This is a genomic window from Gardnerella vaginalis, from assembly GCF_040427915.1.
In the GTDB taxonomy this organism is placed as follows: Bacteria; Actinomycetota; Actinomycetes; order Actinomycetales; family Bifidobacteriaceae; genus Bifidobacterium; species Bifidobacterium vaginale_C.
The window spans coordinates 143,329-163,860 of record NZ_JBETXJ010000002.1 but is presented as its reverse complement, the minus strand read 5'-3'; the positions used below and the strand labels follow the sequence as shown (position 1 = coordinate 163,860).

Genomic DNA, 20,532 nt, shown 5'->3' with positions numbered 1-20,532 from the left:
GATTAGATTTGCGACTAGATTTTTTGTTAGATTTGCAAACTACTGCATACAAGTTGCGTACAAGCAAACTTGACTTTTAGGCGATCACTGCCCTTGAGCTTTGTATTTTGCTTCAGTCGCGCTTTTAGCGCCTTCCCACCATGCGCGATTTTCTGTGTACCATTTGATTGTTTGCTCTAAGCCTGTTGTAAAGTCTGTGTGCTTTGGCTTCCATCCGAGTTGCGTTTGTAGCTTTGTGCTGTCAATCGCGTAGCGGCGGTCGTGGCCTGGGCGGTCTTTTACAAGCTCAAAGTCGTTTGCATCTTTGCCCATCATTTCTAGAATCATGCGCAAAACCGTTATATTGTTTTTCTCGCCATTTGCGCCAATCAAGTAGGTGTTTCCAAGCTCTCCCTTTGTTAGGATTGTCCAAACAGCACTACTGTGGTCTTCTGTGTGAATCCAATCTCGAACGTTTAATCCTTGACCATATAGCTTTGGCTTAATGCCTTCTAGAATATTTGTGATTTGTCGCGGAATAAACTTTTCAACATGCTGATATGGTCCATAGTTGTTTGAGCAATTGCTGATTGTTGTGTGCAAACCGTATGTGCGAGTCCATGCGCGTACCAGCATATCGCTTGCTGCTTTTGTGGAGCTGTAAGGGCTGGATGGGTGGTATGGCGTTTCTTCTGTGAATTTAGCTGGGTCGTCTAATGCCAAATCTCCGTACACTTCATCGGTGGAAATGTGGTGGTAGCGAATCCCGTATTTTCTAACTGCTTCGAGTAGTCTAAAAGTGCCTTCAACGTTTGTTTTAAGGAATGGTTCTGGGTTTGCAATGCTGTTGTCGTTATGCGATTCTGCAGCGTAGTGCACAATCGCGTCGTGCCCTGGAACAAGCTTGTCTAAAAGCTCGGCATCGCAAATATTGCCGTGCACAAAGTCAACTCTATCTTCTGGCAATCCTGCAATGTTTTCAATATTTCCCGCGTACGTTAACGCGTCTAATACTGTTACGTGTGTTTCTGGGTGATTGTTCACTACGTAGTGCACAAAATTAGACCCAATAAAACCGCATCCGCCAGTTACAATTATGTTTTTTGGCTCAAAGTTTGTTGTGTTACTCATGTTTTCCATAATATCCTCTTATATGCCTTTTTTATTTTTGATTTTTGTTTAAGCGATTATTGTTTAAGATTTTTGTTTATGCCTTTTCGTTTAAGCTTTCGCGCATTACGTTAAACGCTGGCTCGGTTTGGCCATCGTAAATCATGTGCGAATGAGACAGCACTATGCAACGGGAGCAAAGTTGCTTAATTTGATCTTCGCTGTGAGAAACAATCACCATTGTTTGCCCGCGTTTTTGCTGCTCTTTAAGCCTTGTTATGCACTTGTGTTGAAAAGCTTCGTCTCCAACTGCAAGAATTTCGTCGATTAAGAATATATCTGGATCGCTGTGGGCTGCCACAGAAAACGCCAATCTAAGGAACATTCCCGAAGAGTAGAACTTAACTTCTGTATCCATAAAAGGCTCTATTTCGCTAAAGTCTACTATTGATTGGTATTTATCGTCTATCTCTTCTTTTGTCATTCCAAGTATCGCGCCGTTAAGATACACGTTTTCGCGACCAGTTAAGTCAGATGCAAAGCCTGCTCCAACTTCGATTAGTCCTGCGATTCTTCCGCGCACACGAACTTCGCCTTCGTCTGGTTGCATAACTCCAGAAAGCATTTTAAGCATAGTGGATTTTCCAGAGCCATTCATGCCTATTAGTCCAACGGTTTCTCCGCGTTTAATATCAAAGTTAACGTTGCTTAAAGCAGTAAAGTTTTGTGTTTTGTGCTTTTTAGACGGCGGTGTTAGCAGGTTTACAATCGATTCTTTAATCGAATGATTTGCTCGCAGCGAGAATCGTTTAGTAACGTTAGAAACACTTAGCACAACGTCTTCTGGAAGTGTGTTGGAAGACTTATTCATACATAACTCCTGCTGCTTTTAAAAGTAAAATCCAAATCTTAGTAAGCTTAAATTTCTTGAGCAAACTTGCCTTCAAGATGTCTAAATGTAATTTCGCCAATAAGTAGTACAGCAAACGCAACTACAAGGCTTTCGCAAAGTCTTAAAGACCAAGATCCTGCAAATTGGAAAGTGCGATCTGTGGCATTTAGCCAGAATCCGCGGTGGAATGCTTCAACGCTTATTGCAATAGGATTTGCATAATACATTTCTAAAACCCATCGTGGTGCGTGGGCTGCAACCATTTGCCACGTGTAGAAGCATGGTGCAAGCCATACAGCAACCATTGCTACCAGGTCTGTAATGTTTTCTGCATCTCGGTAAAAAACGTTGATTGCTCCAAAGAATAATCCAAGACCAAATGCAAATGTGCACACGCTAATAAATCCGATTATTGCCACTATTATGCCTGCAAAATCTGGGATCCACCCCATGCATAAGGCTCCGATTATAAGCACGATTACTTGTGGGAAAAAGTGTACAAAAGCAACTCGTAGCGATGCAAGTGGGAATAGCTCTCTTGGAAGATAGATTTTTTGTATTAGGCCAGCATTAGAAAGTATTGATCTTGTGCAATTAGAGAATGCTTCTACAAAAAAGTTTGTTACTATGATTCCGCTAAAAAGGTACAGTGGGTAGGCTTGAATTCCGCCTCCGCGGCCTAAGCCTAAGAAAATTCCCATTGCAACGTAGAACACTACAAATTGCGTTATTGGCTTTACGTACGTCCAAGCCATACCGAGCCAAGAACCGCGATATCTTATGCGTACTTCTTTTTTTACAAGTAAGTCAAGCAAATAAAGGTATCTTGGAATGTCAATCAGACCTTTGCTTCTACCAGGGTGATAGATGGCGTCAGACTTTGTTGTCATCGCTGCCTTTCTTACAAATTTGCAGTGTGTATGCACGTATAACTTTGTTAAGTTTACATTTGGGGATTGATTTGATTCAATATTTGATTCAATATTCGGTCAAATATTCTGTTAAATTATGCGCAATATTATACGCGATATTATACGTAAAAAATATGTAATAATTTTAGCTTTTAGATTAATTGTTTATGTGATTATCTTGTGATTTTTATGTGATTATTTTGTGATTATCTTGTTCTATTTATTTTGGCATGTTTGAAAGTTTTTATACGCTGCTAAACTGAAAAATTATGAGTAAGCGAATTCTTGTTACTGGTGCTGGTGGGTATATTGGTCGTCACGTTGTTAAAGCTCTTTTAGATGCAGGTGCTAGCGTAATTGCTTCCGATTTGCGTTTAGACGGTGTTGATGAGCGTGCAACGCGTATTGAAGCGAATATTTTTAGCGATGATGCTGATTTGTTCACAAAGCTTGGGTCTCCAGACGTTTGCTTGCACATGGCTTGGCGCAACGGTTTTAAGCATGCTGCAGACACGCATATGGAAGATTTATCGAACCATTACCGCTTTATTCGTCTTATGCTTCAAGGTGGCTTAAAGCAGATTGCTGTTATGGGCTCTATGCACGAAGTTGGCTACTGGGAGGGCGCTATTGACGAGAACACGCCTTGCAAGCCAGCTTCTATGTATGGCATTTCTAAGAATGCTTTGCGTGAAGCTACTTTGCTTTTGGGCAAAGAGTATGACGCCACTGTTCAATGGATTCGCGCGTACTACATTGTTGGCGACGACGCTCGTGGAAACTCTATTTTCTCTAAGCTTCTTCAAGCTGCTCAAGAAGGAAAGAAGACTTTTCCGTTTACTACTGGCAAAAACAAATACGACTTTATTAATGTAGACGTGTTAGCTAAGCAAATTGCTGCAACCGTTTTACAAGATAAAGTAAATGGTGTAATTAATTGCTGCACGGGGGAGCCTGTTTCGCTTGCAGATCGCGTTGAGCGCTACATTCGCGAGAATAATCTTGATATTTCGCTTGAATATGGTGCATTCCCAGATAGGCCATACGATTCTCCAGCGGTTTGGGGAGATAATAGCAAAATCCAAAAGATTATGAATACTAAATAAGAGCTAAAAATAAACAAAAATTATGCTCTAAGTGCCGGGGACGTTTCCCCGGCTTTTGTTTTATAAAACAGGTCAGTGTAAGAGCTTGAGAATTAACACGGGTTTTTAATGCGTGACAACAAGCTATAAGGATTACGTTTAGTAGTACAATAGATATGATTTGTGCTGTTTTACCGATTAGTGTGCAATGGAGACGATATGAATCCTGCAATTTCCATAGTGGTTCCTGCGTATAACAAGGAGCCGTATATTAAGCAGTGCATGGATTCTCTTGTTAATCAAACTCTTAAAAACATTGAGATTATTGTTGTTGACGACGCTAGTACAGATAATACTTTGCAAATTTTGCGCGATTACGAAAAGAAAGATTCCAGAGTAAAAATTATTGCTAAAGAACATAATTGCGGCAGACATGTTGCGCGTAAAACCGGTGTTCAGGAAACTATTGGGGATTACGTTCTTTTTGTTGACGCAGATGATGAGATTGAGCTTAAAGCTTGCGAAGTTCTTTACTCATACGTTACTAATAATCCTGCAGACATATTGCATTTTGGTGTTTCTATTCATCCAGAAGGCAAATCAGATGAAGATTTTGCATACAGCTACGATCAAATGTATGCGCAAAATAATGGTGATCAAACTGGCGATAATATTGTTAAGTCAACGTTTTCTAGTGATTTTCCGCATTGGACACCTTGGAATGTTATAACAGCGCTTTTTAAAGGTGACTTAGTTCGAGATGCGTTTAAAAAAACAGTTTCAACACGACTTTCTAAAGCAGAAGATGCTTACGAATATTTCGCTATTGCATCTTTTGCTCAAACTTTAAAAGACTTAACAGCGTTTCGCGCGCTTAAATACCATATTGGCAGAGGAATTTCTGGAAGATCTAAAATAAGCGTTGAAAAATTCACTGTAGAACAACAAAGTGTTAAAGATGTTGTAAGCACTGTTTACGATTTTGCTAATGATTTTGCTAAAGAGTCTTCGATGAAAAGTCGAAAGCAAACCATTGAAGAAGCCTCACGCTGGTTTGATAATCGTGGATTAAAAATAGTAAAAGATGAGTTCTTTACAAGACTAAAAATCGAGGATTTTCAAGAAGCAATAAACGCTGTTATTGAAACATGGGGATTAGAGCGTGCGTGCTCAATCGTGCTAGAAAAGCTTGTAGACCTTATGAATCAAGTTGTAGAAGATGATTGTACAATAAAACACGGCTCTGTATGTGATGTTCTTCTTAACGTTTATAGAAATATTAAACCAGATAGTTTTAAAGATCCGCAAAACACAACTTACGATAAGCAAGTAGACTTAATGTCTTTGCATATTATGCAGGTTCATCAGCAAAAATATGAAGAAGAACAAAAGCGTTTGCAAATCGAAGCGCAAAAACGTTATGATGCAATGCCAGCTTATAAGCGTTTTGCAAAAAAGATAAAAAATATGGTTAAAAACTTAACTAAATCAAAGAATGATAAATAAAGTCTAAAAAATAAATTTGCGATTAAACAAATTACAAAATTACACAATAGAATAATCAAGGATAATTAAGGGTAAATCAGGAGATAACATGATTTTGGAAAATCCAAAGCGCTTGGGCATTTTCTTCTTCTACGATGCGCAAGGTCACGCAGACCATTATGTGTCTACGCTGCTTGACGGATTCAAACCATTCTTTAACGAGCTTGCGATTGTAGTAAACGGAAAAATAGACGAGCCAAGCAAAGCAATGCTTAAAAGCTATGCGAACAAGTTTATTTTGCGCGAAAACAAGGGTTTTGACGTGTGGGCATACAAAACCGCAATGGACTCTTACGGTTGGGCAGAGTTGGAAAAGTTTGACGAAGTAGTGTTATTTAACGCTACGATTATGGGTCCAGTTTATCCGTTTAGCGAAATGTTTAACGCTATGAACGCAAAAGACCTTGATTTTTGGGGCATAACAAAGTTCCATAAAGTTAATGGAGATCCGTTTGGATACAGTCCGTACGGATATTTGCCAGAGCATATTCAATCGCATTTTCACGCATACAGAAAAAGTTTTGTTCAATCTAAGGATTTTCAGGATTATTGGAATAATCTTCCGCCAATCAACAGCTACTTTGAGTCGGTTGGATTGCATGAATCTGTGTTTACAAAGCGATTTGCTGATAAGGGATACAAGTGGTCTGTATACGTTGATACGAGTGATTTAGAAGGCTATTCTTATGGCCCAATAACTTATGCTGCAAGGCAGATTGTGGAATATAAGCGTTGCCCGATTTTTAAGCGCAGGTCTTTCTTCCACGACTACTCCGACGTTTCTACGCAATCTGTTGGAAACCAAGCATTAGACTTATACGAGTATTTGAAAGACCACACAGATTACAACACGGATTTGATTTGGGAAAATGCTTTGCGAAGCATGAATATGGCAGATTTGATGAAGAATCTTCATTTGCGATACATTTTGCCGCAAAATCATGTTGTAGAAAACTCGTCAACAGCTACATCAACATCTACGGCTAAGCCAAAAGTCGCGTTGTGTATGCACTTGTATTACATGGATTTGCTAGAAAAAACGATTCAATATGTGCAATCTATGCCAGAAGGATCGGATATTATCCTAACTGTAGGATCGAAAGAAAATCAGCAAATCGTGAAACAGCGTGTGGAACATCTTCCATATAACGTAGACGTGCGGTTAATTGAAAATCGCGGTAGAGATGTGAGCGCATTCTTAGTGGGCGGCGGCGCAGATCTTATGAAGTACGATTACGTATGCTTTGCTCACGATAAAAAAGTCACGCAATTATCGCCTCGAAGCATAGGCGACGGATTCGCGTACAAGTGTTTTGAAAATATTCTTGCAAGTAAAGAGTATGTGCAAAATGTTATAAATCTGTTTGAAACGCATCCGCGACTTGGAATGGCAATGCCAACGCCGCCAAATCACGCAGACTACTTCCCAGGATTTACATACACTTGGGGTCCAAACTTTGAAGGCACAAAGAAATTCCTAGAAAAAACGTTAGGAATTAGCGTTCCGTTAGACGAAAACAAAGACGCTATAGCTCCTCTTGGAACAATGTTCTGGTTCCGCACGAAAGCACTGCACGGGCTATTGGATAGAAAGTGGACTTACGAAGATTTTCCAGCAGAACCGCTAAAAATAGACGGAACGTTGTTGCACTTTATAGAGCGAGCATATGGGTATGTGCCGCAAGCCAACGGATATTATGACGCATACATATTCTCGGACCACTTTGCACGAATAGAAATGACGAATCTAGAATTCGATGTTCGAGAACTCACAAAATCTGTGAGCACGCCATGGATTAAACGCAATTTGGAAGAAACTTGTAGGGAAGTAATGCGCGGAAAGCGATTCCGTTACGCTGCTTTAAGAGTGTTAAGAAGTATTGCAAAGCGCGTATTTTATAAGACTTTGTACATAGGTCAAAGAATTGTGCACATTGGTCGTAAAGGTAAAGAAGATGAGTGATATAAGCGTAAATACAGCTGCAGCAAATCTTACGCGCGCAAGAAAACCGCGACTTTTCTACTTGGATTGGATTCGCGCAATAGCTGCGATTTTGATTGTGGTAACTCATTTCAACAATCCATATTTGGAGCCAACGCGGTTCTTTGTAAATAGACCGTTTGGAATCTACATTGGTGGATTAGGAGTATCGCTATTTTTGATTATTTCTGGCGCCGCTCTTATGTACAACTACGGGGATAGAGAAAGCCTGGATTTGCGCACATTCTACACAAAGCGTGCAAAAACACTATACCCAATGTTTTGGGTAGCATTCATAGTGGCGAATATTTTACTATTTATTCGCAATAATGGCTATATTTTTGTACCAAGGCATAAAATAACAGCAATTTTTTCGCTTTTTGGAATGGATGGTTATGCTTCTGCATTCGGTGTAGGAACTTTTTATGTTCTAGGCGAATGGTTCTTAGGGTTCATAATACTGTTTTACATAGTGTTTCCATTTTTAAGAGTTGGCGTAAACAAAATGCCAATAGCAACTGTTTGCATTGTGATGGCTCTATACGCTGCAACAGTTGTGTTCTTTACTTTTTACCAGATTCCACGAGTTCCGTCTGATATTCTTTTAACAACAAGATTGCCAGAATTAGTATTTGGCATGATTTTTGTAAAGTTCATAAAAAAAGTGCCGCATTGGCTTGCTGCAATATCTTTTGTGATTCTTGCATTGCAACAATTAACGCATGCTTTACAAGGAAATATTGCCGTTACGATTGTAGGAATATTAGCATTTTTGCTGCTTTCTTATATTGGCGAACTTGTTAAAAGTTTTAAGCCATTAAGCGCGTGTACAAAGTTTATATCCGCGTATTCGTACCAGATTTTTTTGGTACACCATGTGTTAATAATGCAAGTGTTTACAGTAATATACCCTACGTGGCTTAATCGCTGGCAGGCGTACGGATTGCTAATCGCAGAGTTTGTGGTAATTCTTGTGCTTTCTGTAATACTCAAGCGTTTTACAAAGTTGATTGTTGGTTTTGTGAGCAAATGTTGGGTGAAAATCGGCAGCAAGAATCGCAGTTTGGACTAACATGCGTATTTGTTCTGGAATAATCACCTATAATCCAACTTTAATAGATGTAAGCACGTGTTTAGAAGCGCTATGCAATCAAGTAGAGCGCGTAGTAATCGTAGACAATGCGTCTAAAAATGTTAAAAGTTTGCAAGAAGTTGTAAGCAAATACGCAAACGTGACTTTAGTTAAAAACAGTCAAAATATTGGTTTTGCAAAAGCATTAACGCAAGTGTTTGAATGGGCAAAATCGCAAGGTTTCAACTGGGTGCTAACGCTTAACGACGATTCTGTTGTGCCAAGCAACATGATTAGCGAATACAAGAAAATCCTGGAAAGTCAGGGAAATCTTGTAAATCAAAAAAATGCAAAAAATTCAAAAATCGCAATTGTATGTTCTTTGCTAAAAAACCGTTTAGACGGCACGATTTTACACAGCAAATGCCACGAAGACGAATGCATAACGTCTGGAAGCTTAACAAGCGTAGAAGCGTGGCAGAAAATCGGCGGATTTGACGAATGGCTAGAAATCGACGGAGTAGACTTCGACTTTTCAAGGCGACTAGTGCGAGCAGGGTGGAAAATCGTAGAGTGCCAAAACGTTATAATGGAACACCAAATCGGCAAAGCGCGCTCAATAAACTTGATTATAAAACACCCAATCGTGTGGAATCACAACGCAAATCGCAAGTATTACATAGCGCGAAATATGCAAGTAGTGGATTACAAAATGGGAACATACTCGTATGCTAAGTCGTTGCGTGCAGTTGTGCGAGATATGATTTTCGTTGCGCTGTGGGAAAAGAATAAATTTGCGAAAATTCGCGCAATGATACGCGGATTTAAGGATGGGCAGAAAAAGATTCGTCAAATGCGCAAAATCTCATCTTGTAAAGCAGAACAGAACGCGGTTTGAAAGGATAGAAATGATAGCAATGGAAAATTATGCTAAAAACGAAAATCCGCTAGTTTCTATAATCGTGCCAGTCTACAATTCTGCAAAATATTTGAGTGGATGCGTGGACTCGATTCTTGCGCAAACGTACAAAAACATAGAGCTGATTTTAGTAGACGACGGATCCAAAGACGACTCTGGCAAAATTTGCGATTCCTACGCATCAAAAGATTCGCGAGTTAAAGTAATACACCAACAAAACGGCGGAATATCTCGCGCACAAAACGCAGGGCTTGATGCGGCAAGTGGCGAATTTATAGCGTTTGCAGACAATGACGATATTTTAGACTGCCAAAATATTGAGATTTTGCTAAACGCTATTTTGCAAAGCGGAGCTAGTATGAGCAAAGCGAAATGGCAGCAATTCGGGCTAAGTAGCTTAGAGCAGATTAAAAAAGAAGCTGGTTTGGGTGCGCATGGCTTGGATGAGGATAGCTTGGGTGCGGAAAAGTCGCAAGCAACCGCGCGTTTAGAAAACATGCCTCAAATAAAAATCGTAAAAAATCCGCTAAAAGCGTATCAAACTGTATTTTGCAAAATATTTAGAATAATCGGAAACAAGCTGGGCAAAAACAGCGAAGCGCGCTACTTTAACGAAGCTAATTGGTGCAGGCTGTACAAGCGAGAGGTTTGGGAAGGAGTGCGATTCCCAGAAGGAAAGTTTGCGCAAGATACTGCGATGGCAAGCGTGCTGTACTCGCGCATGAATTACGTAGCACATGTGGACGCAGTGCTGTATTACTGGCTGCAACGCGCGGATTCCGTAACGCATAAAATGCGAGACGCGGGCTTTTATCACGATCATATTGACGCTGTGCGAGCAAATTGGGATTTGTGCTTAGAACACAACGTTGTGCCAGCAAGAAGCTACTACACAATGGTTGGAAACTTAAGGTATGAGCGATGTGCGCTGAAAAGTGGGGAAAATACGCTTAATGGCGGAAAAAATAGCGACGCAAAAATCCAAAAAATATACGAAAAAAATTATGCTAAAGACGTAGAATTTGCTAAATCAGCTGTTAAAAAGCTTACGATTTTACAGCGCGCGCAATGTTTTACTATGGCGTGTGTTAGGAATCTTGAAAAAATAATCTACGATTGCAAAATCAAAAATATGAAGTAATGCAATTAAAAATCGAAGAGTAAGTGCAAATAAGAAAGCAAGAAATGAGTGGAAAAATGAGCGAATACCCAGATTTAGTGGTTGTTGGAGCAGGCTTGTTCGGCTTAACCGTAGCTCAGCAGGCTGCAGAACGCGCTGGCGCTCGCGTTGAGATTATTGACGTGCGTAATCACATTGGTGGAAATGCTTACTCGTATTTTGACGAGCGAACGGGAATTGAAATTCACAAGTATGGCGCACATCTTTTTCACACAAGCAACAAGCGTGTGTGGGATTACGTGAACCGCTTTACAACGTTTACTAACTACGTGCATCGCGTTTACGCAACACACGACGGCGAAGTGTATTCGTTGCCAATCAACTTAGGTACGATTAACCAATTCTTCCACGCACATTACACGCCAGAAGAAGCGAAGGCTTTGATTGCAAGCCAAGCGGGGGAGTTTGCTGGCAAAGATCCGCAAAATTTGAACGATAAGGGTATTAGCCTAATTGGGCGTCCGCTTTACGAGGCGTTTATTAAGAATTACACGGCAAAACAGTGGCAAACGGATCCTTCTAAGCTGCCTGCTGGAATTATTAAGCGCTTGCCTGTGCGATTTAACTACAATAATCGCTACTTTAAAGACACTTGGGAGGGATTGCCTACTGACGGTTACACAGCTTGGATGCAGCGCATGATTGACGATCCGCGTATCCACGTTTCGCTTGGCGTGGACTTTTTCGACGAATCGCAGCCGTTTAACAAGCGCGCGCTGGCGGAAGCTGGAGTGCCAGTGGTTTATACGGGGCCAGTGGACAGGTATTTTGATTACGCGCTTGGCGAGTTAAAGTGGCGTACCGTTGATTTTAAGGAAGTGCGCTACCAGGAGAGCGACCACTTTGGCTGCCCAGTTATGAACTATTCGGATGCTGATGTGCCATTTACGCGCGCAATTGAGTTTAAGAACTTTAATCCAGAGCGTGAGGAGGTTGAGGGCGTCGCTAGTGGTGAAGCTGGCGATTGCGCAACTTTTGTGCCGGGCAAAAGCGTAAAAGCTGGGGAAACTGTTGTGTGGCAGGAGTATTCTCGCGCTGCAACTCGCGAAGATGAGCCTTACTATCCAGTGAATACGGCGGAAGATAAGGCATTGTATGCGCGCTATGCGCAGCTTGCGGAAGCGCAGCCTAACACTGTTTTCGGTGGACGTTTAGGCACTTACAGCTATTACGATATGCACAATGTGATTGATATGGCTTTGCGCGCTTACGAATCGCAAGTAGCGCCACTTATTGCTCACTAAATGCAAAATATAAATTAATAAAAATAAAGAGCTATACATCAAAAAGTGTATGAAACTAAACTGACTAAATTCTATTTCAAGAACATACATCAGAACAGTTTTATACACTTTTTGACATATAACCCAAAAGGAGAAGATTATTTGATACTAAACTAAATGATCTCGCGTGTCAAGATACAAAATTTAGACTCAAACTATAGTAAAGTCACGCTTCCCACTTAGTAGGCTCAATAACTTCTTTGCCACCCATATAAGCCTGCATAGCCTTTGGAATATCAATCGAACCATCTTCATGCTGATGATTTTCCAAAATAGCCACAAGCCAGCGAGTAGTAGCCAAAGTGCCGTTAAGTGTGCTAACTGGGCGAGTTCCGCCATCTTCCATGCGTTCGCGAACATTCAAGCGGCGAGCCTGATACTCAGTGCAGTTAGAAGTAGAAGTAAGCTCACGGTAACGACCCTGAGTTGGAACCCAAGCTTCGCAATCAAACTTACGAGCGGCAGAAGAACCAAGGTCACCAGCAGCAGTATCAATAATGCGGTAAGGCACTTCCACCTTAGCAAGCATTTCCTGCTCCATGCCAAGCAACTTCTGATGCTCAGCGCGAGAATCTTCCTGCTTGCAATAAACGAACATTTCTACCTTATCGAACTGATGCACGCGAATAATACCAGAAGTATCCTTTCCAGCAGCACCAGCTTCACGACGGTAGCAGCTCGACCAACCGCAATAACGCAAAGCACCATTGCTTAAGTCAAGAATCTCATCCTCGTGCATACCAGCCAAAGCAACCTCGGAAGTACCAACCAAATACTGATCATCTGGCTCGCGCAGGCGATAAATCTCATCCGCGTGAGAATTCAAGAAGCCAGTTCCGCGCATAACTTCTGGACGCACAAGCGTTGGCGTAATCGCAAGGGTAAAACCGTGCTCTTCGGCTTGGTCTACAGCCATAGTAAGCATTGCGATTTGCAATCTAGCCACAGCACCGCGCAAGAAGTAGAAGCGAGAACCTGCAACCTTTACGCCTCTGCGCATATCAATTCCAGCAACGCCAGTTCCAAGAGTCAAATGATCCTTTGGCTCGAAGCCTTCTGCAGCAAAGTCGCGAGGAGTGCCAACTTTCTTAACTACAACGTAGTCATCTTCTCCGCCTTCTGGAGCTTCATCTTCAACGATGTTAGAAAGCTTCCACATTGCTGTAGTGTAGTCGGCAGTAGCCTGCTCAGATTCAGCCTTGTATTCTGCAACCTTTTGAGCAAGTTCTTTAGTCTGAGCAATAAGTGTGGCTTTCTCGCTATCTTGAGCAGCTGCAACCTTTTTTCCTATTGCTTTCTGCTCTGCTCTGGCTGCTTCAAAAGCCTTTAAACTGTTGCGGCGCAAGTCGTCTGCACGAAGCACCTCATCGACGAGCTCAACGGACTCGCCACGCTTGCGCTGCGATTCCTTAACTACGTCGGCATGTTCACGAATAAATTGGATATCAAGCATGTTTTCTAGCCTAGTGCCGCAAGGCGACAGATACATATATAATGGCATGAATAAGTGATTGCACTAAAAGGGGTAAAAATGGCGGTTATTCATGCTACGCAAGATAATTTTGAGAAAATTGCTGGTACTAATGAAATAGTTGTTGTTGATTTTTGGGCAACTTGGTGCGGACCATGCCGAGCTTTTGGTCCTATTTTTGAACAAGTTAGCGAAAAGTTTGACGATGTTCCATTCGTTAAGGTAGACATAGACCAGTCTCCTGATTTGGCAAGTGCTGCGGCGATTAAGGCTGTTCCAACGGTTATGGTTATCAAACGTGGAGATGTTATTTATCGTCAAGCTGGGGCTTTGTTGCCAGCCGATTTAGAAGATTTAGTCAATCAAGCTAAGGCTTACGATCCTAGTAAAGATGCTGAAGGTAATTCTGGCAGCGAATCAAGTGAATCTGAAAATGATGGGGAATAGTAGTAAGAACCTTGATTTTAAGCCATTCTCTTTGCATGAGTCTACAATTATATATACTTTGTGCAAAAAGCTGTATGAGGATTATTTATTTTTAGATTTACGCTTTGTGCATTAACTTCTACCAAGGAGAGTTATGACAAGTCACCGAAGGAAAACTGTTACACTTACCTCATTGAGTGTTCGTCAGTGGGCAAGAATTGTAGCGATTTTTGTTGGTTTTGTGTCTGTAGTAACTCTTGGTATTGCGTCTAGGAACTTTTATTCGGCATCAAAGAATCATTCTGCGAAGCCTTACATAACTGCTTATTCTGCTACAGATTCCGCTAATCAGGTTTCGCGTGGCACGTATCGTAATTCGCTTAAAAGTGTTAAAAAAGGCGCTACTTCTTACATAACTGTGAATATCAATGGGAGTCATCGTACTGTTCTTGGCACGGATTTTACAAACGTTAAGTCTGTTCTAGAAGCTGGAGATATTACTCTTGAGCCTAATGATGTTGTAGAGCCTGCACTTGATTCCAAGGTAACCGAATCAACGGTTATCACCATTAAGCGTGCAGGCGCAAAGCTTGAAACTTCTGATGAACCGATTGCTTTTAACACGGTTAAGAAGGAAACTGCAGCTCTTCCAAAGGGCACGGAAAAGGTTAAGGATCAGGGTGCTCCTGGCGTGATGGAAACAAGTAAGATTGTTACTCGCGCAGGTGATAAAGTTGTTTCGTCTAACGTTTTTGTATCGTTTGTTAAGCAAGCTCCAAAAGATAAGGTCATTCTTGTTGGCACAGGTGGAGCTAGCGTAGATTCAGATTTTGCATCTTCTATTGGTACTACAGTTCCTGCTGGTGAAATGCAGGAGTGGGCGCATTCTTGGCTTCTTTCTAACGGTTATAGTGAAGCTGATTTTACTGCTACAGTGTTTATTATTTCACATGAATCAGGTTGGCGCGTAAACGCTATGAATCCTTCTGGTGCATACGGTTTGCCTCAGGCTTTGCCTGGAAGAAAGATGTCTTCTATGGGTGCTGACTGGGCGACTAATTATCAGACTCAGCTTCGTTGGTTCTGGAATTATTGCAATGGTCGTTACGGTTCCATTCAGGGTGCTTACAGGCATTGGTTGTCTCATAGAAGCTACTGATTTGTATTATACTTGCTACTATTATGAATTTTGCGGCAATTGTAAGTTTGTGAGAATTATAGATTTATAGACGCACAGGCTCATAGAGTAGACTTATAGATTTGTTTTGAAGCGATTATCGTAGAGTCAAGTATGTTTCTTGGTTTTACGATAATCGCTGATTATTTTATGCGTGTTATGTGATTATGGAAGGAAATTTAAGTGACAATATTGCCTAGAAAATCATGGTTTAATAAGGGTGATGATTTTGTTAGTGAGTCTGCCAAACGCAAGCCTTTCGTGAACTTGTCTAAACTTAGTCATGCTCTTGTTGGTGAAGAAGCGTATAAAAACAATCGTCTTACTCGCGCAGCCTTGGTTTCTTTGGCGATTTTAACTTTTATAACTTTTATTGGCAATTTTGCGCAATTGCAGCTCACAGCTGCATTACCTACTATTGTGCGTGAGTTTAACATAAGTGTTACTACGGGACAGTGGCTTACGTTTATTTTTCAGCTGATTATGGCTATTATGGTGCCGCTAACAGCATTTTTGACTAGACGATTTTCTACTCGTCAAATTGTTATTACTTCCATGATTCTTTTTACTCTAGGCTCAGTTATGGCATGGCTGAGTAATGATTTTATTATGGCGTTAGCTGGGCGAACTCTAGAGGCTATTGGCACTGGAGTTATGTGGCCTGTTCTACAGATTACTGTGTTTTCTGTATACCCAGTTACTCGTAGAGGAATGGCTATGGGTAGCGTTGGTATGGCAATGAGTATTGCTCCAGCAATTGGACCAACAGTTGGTGGTATGCAAACTGATTTTAATGGTTGGCGTTCTATATTCTTATCTCTTACAATTATTGGCGTAATTTCTATTGTTCTTTCCATATTTTTCCTACATAATTTCGGTGAACATGATCGCTCTGCCAAAGCAGATTTCTTCTCCGTTGGACTTTCAATTATTGGCTTTGGTGGAGTTATGTTTGGCTTCACAAACATTGAGTCTTATGGCATTTCAAACCCGCTTTCATGGTTGCCTATGGTTGTTGGAGCGTGTGGAATAACATGGTTTGTGATTAGACAATTGCGTGCGCGAGTTAAAGGAAAGCAGCCATTGCTTGGAATAAGCGTGTTGAAGAATCGCTATTTTACGATTGGCACCGCTTGTGCATGTTTAACATTCTTTGCGTTTAGCTCAATTATGGTGGTTATTCCGCTGTATATTCAATCAGATCGTGGTTTTTCAGCTACTATGAGTGGTCTGGTATTGTTGCCTGGCGCGTTTGGAATGGCAATTTCGCAATATTTTGGTGGGCGTATGCTCGATCGTTTTGGTGTGCGACCTGTAGCAATGGCAGGCTCTCTTATTTTGCTTTTTGGCACAGTTATGATGAGTCTTATCGACAAAGACACATGGATTTGGTGGATTTCAATCTGGCAGTTTACGCGACAAATCGGCATGGGATTTTTGCTTATGCCTGTTACAACATGGTCTTTAAATTGCTTGCAACCTAGTGAGTTGGGCGATGGTTCTGCAGTCACTAATACAATGAGACAGCTTTGGGGTGCTATTGGTGCTCCAGTGCTCGTTGTTACTATGGCTACTTTTACTCAGTGGCATCATATGCTTACTGGAGTTGGTTCTGCAGATAATTTGGCAGCCAGCATTTTTGGTGTTCAATGGACTTTGAGAATTAGTGCGATTATTACGGCTGTTATGGCTTTAATTGTGATTTTTGGGGTTAAAGGTGATGGGGCTGGTTCTGCTCATCAGCTTGCGCGTAAGGCGATTGATCGTATGCGCGTTTTGCATATTCCTCATGCGTCGGAGCATAAAGACGTTATGCACGATCACACGCATCATCAGTACTGATTTACTAGCTTTGTGTATTGATTGCGTCAAATGTGGTGGAGATTTGAGATTTTTCGCAGCGGATGAAGCGTATCGCTCGCGCGTTACAGCGCGCTCACGTCTTCGCTTGCGTTGAAAGCACACTGTGCTTTCAACTTTGAGCAAGCTCAGCGAATCGAAGTGCATTCGCGCGCTACGCTTTAAGCGCTCATGCAAGTCGATTCGCAGTCCTCCGATGGTGATTCGCTGAAGTAGCAAGAAAAATCGAGAATCTCGGTGATTAAGAGATACGCAATTGTTCAGACTCGTAAGAGGGCTGGGTGATTCTTGGTCGAACAATATAAGAGCGGCAGCCGATACCAAATAATCCAATGATCAACCACTACAAACAAACTTCAATCCAAAAACAAAATCAAAACCAAATCGGAACAACCGCAACACAAGATAACACGTAATAGGCAGAGCGTTGTGAGACAAGAAACACCCAGCCCTCACGCAACTCCCAATAGGAATCGCACAACAGCAAAGAAGGAAACGAGTAGATTCACGCATTCGTTTTCAAAATCACACTTAATACGTGAGCTAACATGGGAACATAGTGTCGTGTTTTTTTTTATAATCATTTGTTCGTTTTGTTGAATTTTGCAATATTTTGCATGAATTTTGTTAATTACCTAACGTTTTTCACATAGAAACGCTCATTTGAGTTTGTTTTTTGCGTTTAGTTGTGCGATAATGTTCACATGATTTCTTCTCAGCGTCAGCAGTTGATTTTAAGCCGTCTTCGCACTAGAGGGGCTGTGCGTATTACTGCTCTTTCTAAAGAGCTAAGTGTTTCGGCAATGACTATTCGTAGGGATATCGCGGAGCTTTCAGACAAAGGTCTTTTAAAAAGAGTTCATGGTGGTGCTGTTACAACTAACACTCTTCTTTCTGAGCCTCTGTTTTCGGTAAAGTCGCAGATGGATATGGGATTAAAGGACGCAATCGCCAGCAAAGCTGTGGATTATGTTCAGCCTGGAGATGTTATAGCTATTGGTGGTGGTACAACTGCTTATGTATTTGCTCAGCATCTACTTGAGTCTCGTAGAGCTTCTGGTATTACGATTTTAACCAATTCGATTCCTGTTGCAGAGCTTGTTCAGGCGCTTGAGTCTAAAGATATTGAGGTTATTGTTACTGGCGGAGTTATTACTAGATCTAATTCTCTGGTTGGTCCTATTGCGGATAAGGTTGTTTCGTCTTTGCGCGTAAACACCGTGTTTTTGGGCACTCATTCCGTGAGTCTACCTCGTGGATTCCTAATGCCTAATTCTCTTGAAGCTGCTACAGATATGGCTTTGATGGATATTGCGGATCGTACGATTATTTTAACAGATCACACTAAATGGACTTGCACATCGCTTTCACTGTTTGCCCGCTTCGACCAAGTGGATACTGTTATTACAGATGATTGTCTGGATGCGGATTCTCAGCTTCGCACGCGTGAGCTTGTTAAAAATTTGGTTCTTGCTCCTACAATAGATTCTTTGGAAGAAGAGTAGCTTGTAGATCAGTATTTCATTACTTATTGCGTATTGTGTGGGGCTTGTGTTAGGCTCAGTTAGTTCATGACTTTGTAGTGATTACACATTAAAGTTGCGCGGCTTATGCTTGCGATTCACGGTTTGCTTGTTTTGCGCACTTTTGCTGCTTTGCAGTCTGTAGATTAATTTTGTGCAATTACATTTGTAATTGTGCCTTTGAATGTTCGTAATTACGCATTGTCAACATTATATAGTCAACTATGTTGAAGTAATTTACGAAAGGCTATTGTGCCACATACTCATTATGCTGCGTCTGCTAAAACGCAAGGTGCTAAGAAAACTATTAGTAAAAAATCTGCTGGTAAAAGATCTGCTGTAAGCCAGGGAACTAATAAGAATTTTTCTAAAAAAGGCTATAAGTCTAATAGAAACCCATTTGAATATCAGGGAAATCGTAAGAATAACGAATTTAATGCGCGTAAAGCACGTAATCGCAAGGCAGACAAAGCTAGGAGTCGTGCTCGAGAGAAGGCTTTGCAATACGAAGAGATTGCAATTAAAGAAGCTGAACAAGATTTTGGCAAACGTGATTTAAAAAAGCGTGATTTTGATTTTGACAATCGCAATATGAAGAAGAGCAGAGATAGTCGCCACAATAGGCACCAGACAAGTCGCCAGCAACCGACGACTATTGATACTGAGTCTTCAATAAAGAAAAATCTAGAAATTACAAAAAATTCCGTAATGATTCCAGATACAGCTGTGGAATCTCGAGAAAACTATAGTGATGATGTTACTTTTGCACAGCTTGGCGTTCCAGAACCATTGGTTAATGTTTTGCGTGCAGATGGCAAAAACACAGCTTTCCCAATTCAGCAAGCTACTCTGCCAGACTCTTTGAAAGGTGCAAACATACTTGGTAGAGGTCGTACAGGAAGTGGGAAAACTTTAGCGTTTTCTATCCCTCTTGTAGCAAGATTGGCTGAAAACTTTGTTGATTTAATAAATTCTGGTCGTACTTCTAGAAAAAACAAGAATCGCGAAGATAGTAATATTCCAGCACCTCATGCGATGATTTTGGCTCCAACACGAGAACTTGTTCATCAGATTGATGAGGTGATTGCTCCTCTTGCAGCAGCATATGGTATGCATACTGTTACTATTTACGGCGGAGTAAGATATCAGAGGCAAATTGCTCCGTTAAAGCAGGGTGCTCAGATTATAGTAGCGTGCCCAGGGCGATTAGAAGATCTACTAAAGCAGGGCGCGTTAACGCTTGAAAACATAGAAGTCAGTGTTTTAGATGAGGCTGACGAAATGGCTGATATGGGATTCTTGCCAGCTGTAACAAGGCTTTTAGAGCAGACAAATCCTAATGGTCAGAGAATGCTGTTTTCTGCAACTTTGGATAAGCAAGTTGCTGCTATAGTAAATCGCTTCTTGCCGAATGCTGTTGTGCACGCTGTAGATGATGCGGATTCTCAGGTAGATACAATGACTCATCATGTGTTTGGCGTGTCTGCAGGAGATAAGTATGAGGTTCTGCGCAAATTAGCGTCTGGTAAAAAACGCTCTATATTCTTTACTCGCACAAAATACCAAGCTAAGAACATGGCTAAAAAGTTCATTAGTCAGGGTATTCCAGCCGTCGATTTGCAAGGAAATTTGTCTCAGAATCAGAGAGATAGGCACTTGGCTGTGTTTTCTGATGGGCTAGTGCGCGTTCTAGTTGCTACAGATGTTGCGGCTCGAGGCATTGATATTAGCGATGTGGCGCTTGTGGTGCAAACCGAGCCTCCAGAGGATCCAAAATCGTTCTTGCATAGATCTGGGCGTACTGCGCGCGCTGGGGAGTCTGGCGATGTCGTAACTCTTGTGTTGCCGAATCAAAAGCGCATGGCGCACACTATGCTTCGACGCGCTGGAATTCATGCTAAGGCAGAAGACGTTAAGCCAGATTCGCCTGTTTTGCAAGAAATTGTTGGGGATTTGGCGGATTTGCAAGAGGGCTGGAGTATGCCAGAGCCAGAGCAGCCAAAGCGCAGAGGCAGAGGAAGAAGCAGAGGACGCGGTAGAGGAAGAGGACACAATGATGGTCGTGGCAGCAGTCGTGACCATGGTCGCAGGCGTGAGCGCAGCTAATCTGCGCAAATG

At 41.5% G+C, this 20,532-nt stretch carries 16 protein-coding genes; 12 read left to right on the top strand and 4 right to left on the bottom strand.

Translation table 11 applies throughout. The features are described 5' to 3' along the window. Positions 1-84 precede the first annotated feature (84 nt). The 3 genes from rfbB to ABVC65_RS00730 form a co-directional block, all read right to left on the bottom strand. A complete protein-coding gene (gene rfbB / locus ABVC65_RS00740) occupies positions 85-1,119 on the bottom strand; it encodes a dTDP-glucose 4,6-dehydratase (protein ID WP_004125576.1) in 1,035 nt (344 codons plus the stop codon). Between the two features lie 67 nt (positions 1,120-1,186). Then, positions 1,187-1,960: an ABC transporter ATP-binding protein gene (locus ABVC65_RS00735; protein WP_016828538.1), complete on the bottom strand. Its 774-nt coding sequence runs from the start codon at positions 1,958-1,960 to the stop codon at positions 1,187-1,189. Between the two features lie 47 nt (positions 1,961-2,007). Beyond that, the gene (locus ABVC65_RS00730) at positions 2,008-2,871 is read right to left on the bottom strand and encodes an ABC transporter permease (protein ID WP_016828537.1); all 864 of its coding nucleotides are present in this window, start codon (positions 2,869-2,871) and stop codon (positions 2,008-2,010) included. A 290-nt stretch (positions 2,872-3,161) separates the two neighbouring features. On the opposite strand from ABVC65_RS00730, the gene ABVC65_RS00725 reads away from it, so the two are divergent. The 7 genes from ABVC65_RS00725 (at position 3,162) to ABVC65_RS00695 (ending at position 11,918) form a co-directional block, all read left to right on the top strand. Beyond that, positions 3,162-3,998: an NAD-dependent epimerase/dehydratase family protein gene (locus ABVC65_RS00725; RefSeq protein ID WP_004125561.1), complete on the top strand. Its 837-nt coding sequence runs from the start codon at positions 3,162-3,164 to the stop codon at positions 3,996-3,998. Positions 3,999-4,196: 198 nt separating this feature from the next. After that, the gene (locus ABVC65_RS00720; protein ID WP_353582342.1) at positions 4,197-5,483 is read left to right on the top strand and encodes a glycosyltransferase family 2 protein; all 1,287 of its coding nucleotides are present in this window, start codon (positions 4,197-4,199) and stop codon (positions 5,481-5,483) included. A gap of 88 nt (positions 5,484-5,571) precedes the next feature. Beyond that, positions 5,572-7,485 carry a rhamnan synthesis F family protein gene (locus ABVC65_RS00715; protein ID WP_353582341.1) on the top strand — a complete coding sequence of 638 codons (1,914 nt, stop codon included), beginning with the start codon at positions 5,572-5,574 and terminating at the stop codon, positions 7,483-7,485. Then, positions 7,478-8,575, top strand: a complete 1,098-nt coding sequence (locus ABVC65_RS00710; RefSeq protein ID WP_353582340.1) for an acyltransferase family protein — start codon at positions 7,478-7,480, stop codon at positions 8,573-8,575. The genes ABVC65_RS00715 and ABVC65_RS00710 overlap by 8 nt, the downstream gene beginning before the upstream one ends. Position 8,576: 1 nt before the next feature. Continuing rightward, positions 8,577-9,473, top strand: a complete 897-nt coding sequence (locus ABVC65_RS00705; protein WP_353582339.1) for a glycosyltransferase — start codon at positions 8,577-8,579, stop codon at positions 9,471-9,473. A gap of 19 nt (positions 9,474-9,492) precedes the next feature. Continuing rightward, positions 9,493-10,635 carry a glycosyltransferase family 2 protein gene (locus ABVC65_RS00700; RefSeq protein ID WP_353582905.1) on the top strand — a complete coding sequence of 381 codons (1,143 nt, stop codon included), beginning with the start codon at positions 9,493-9,495 and terminating at the stop codon, positions 10,633-10,635. A gap of 56 nt (positions 10,636-10,691) precedes the next feature. Then, positions 10,692-11,918, top strand: coding sequence for a UDP-galactopyranose/dTDP-fucopyranose mutase family protein (locus ABVC65_RS00695; protein WP_353582904.1), 1,227 nt, complete (start codon positions 10,692-10,694; stop codon positions 11,916-11,918). 205 nt (positions 11,919-12,123) lie between these two features. On the opposite strand, the gene serS is transcribed toward ABVC65_RS00695, so the two are convergent. Continuing rightward, positions 12,124-13,410 (bottom strand): serine--tRNA ligase, encoded by a 1,287-nt coding sequence (serS, locus tag ABVC65_RS00690; RefSeq protein WP_004574367.1) that lies wholly within the window; start codon positions 13,408-13,410, stop codon positions 12,124-12,126. Between the two features lie 78 nt (positions 13,411-13,488). Here serS and trxA point away from each other — a divergent pair, with 78 nt between their 5' ends. The 5 genes from trxA to ABVC65_RS00665 all read left to right on the top strand — a co-directional run bounded on the left by trxA (position 13,489) and on the right by ABVC65_RS00665 (position 20,520). Continuing rightward, the gene (gene trxA, locus ABVC65_RS00685; protein WP_019261321.1) at positions 13,489-13,875 is read left to right on the top strand and encodes a thioredoxin; all 387 of its coding nucleotides are present in this window, start codon (positions 13,489-13,491) and stop codon (positions 13,873-13,875) included. Positions 13,876-14,008: 133 nt separating this feature from the next. Further along, a complete protein-coding gene (locus ABVC65_RS00680; RefSeq protein ID WP_004125533.1) occupies positions 14,009-15,013 on the top strand; it encodes a G5 domain-containing protein in 1,005 nt (334 codons plus the stop codon). Between the two features lie 201 nt (positions 15,014-15,214). Further along, positions 15,215-16,873, top strand: coding sequence for an MDR family MFS transporter (locus tag ABVC65_RS00675; protein WP_353582338.1), 1,659 nt, complete (start codon positions 15,215-15,217; stop codon positions 16,871-16,873). 722 nt (positions 16,874-17,595) lie between these two features. Then, entirely contained in the window at positions 17,596-18,396 is an 801-nt protein-coding gene (locus ABVC65_RS00670; protein WP_004112186.1) for a DeoR/GlpR family DNA-binding transcription regulator, read from the top strand. Positions 18,397-18,666: 270 nt separating this feature from the next. After that, the gene (locus ABVC65_RS00665; RefSeq protein ID WP_353582337.1) at positions 18,667-20,520 is read left to right on the top strand and encodes a DEAD/DEAH box helicase; all 1,854 of its coding nucleotides are present in this window, start codon (positions 18,667-18,669) and stop codon (positions 20,518-20,520) included. Positions 20,521-20,532 lie beyond the last annotated feature (12 nt).

Coding starts and splice junctions, on each gene's coding strand:
- ABVC65_RS00700 (WP_353582905.1), top strand. CDS start 9,493: ATGGAAAATTATGCTAAAAACGAAAATCCGCTAGTTTCTATAATCGTG.
- ABVC65_RS00710 (WP_353582340.1), top strand. CDS start 7,478: ATGAGTGATATAAGCGTAAATACAGCTGCAGCAAATCTTACGCGCGCA.
- ABVC65_RS00715 (WP_353582341.1), top strand. CDS start 5,572: ATGATTTTGGAAAATCCAAAGCGCTTGGGCATTTTCTTCTTCTACGAT.
- serS (WP_004574367.1), bottom strand. CDS start 13,410: ATGCTTGATATCCAATTTATTCGTGAACATGCCGACGTAGTTAAGGAA.
- ABVC65_RS00725 (WP_004125561.1), top strand. CDS start 3,162: ATGAGTAAGCGAATTCTTGTTACTGGTGCTGGTGGGTATATTGGTCGT.
- ABVC65_RS00735 (WP_016828538.1), bottom strand. CDS start 1,960: ATGAATAAGTCTTCCAACACACTTCCAGAAGACGTTGTGCTAAGTGTT.
- ABVC65_RS00695 (WP_353582904.1), top strand. CDS start 10,692: ATGAGCGAATACCCAGATTTAGTGGTTGTTGGAGCAGGCTTGTTCGGC.
- ABVC65_RS00670 (WP_004112186.1), top strand. CDS start 17,596: ATGATTTCTTCTCAGCGTCAGCAGTTGATTTTAAGCCGTCTTCGCACT.
- ABVC65_RS00720 (WP_353582342.1), top strand. CDS start 4,197: ATGAATCCTGCAATTTCCATAGTGGTTCCTGCGTATAACAAGGAGCCG.
- ABVC65_RS00730 (WP_016828537.1), bottom strand. CDS start 2,871: ATGACAACAAAGTCTGACGCCATCTATCACCCTGGTAGAAGCAAAGGT.
- rfbB (WP_004125576.1), bottom strand. CDS start 1,119: ATGGAAAACATGAGTAACACAACAAACTTTGAGCCAAAAAACATAATT.
- trxA (WP_019261321.1), top strand. CDS start 13,489: ATGGCGGTTATTCATGCTACGCAAGATAATTTTGAGAAAATTGCTGGT.
- ABVC65_RS00705 (WP_353582339.1), top strand. CDS start 8,577: ATGCGTATTTGTTCTGGAATAATCACCTATAATCCAACTTTAATAGAT.
- ABVC65_RS00680 (WP_004125533.1), top strand. CDS start 14,009: ATGACAAGTCACCGAAGGAAAACTGTTACACTTACCTCATTGAGTGTT.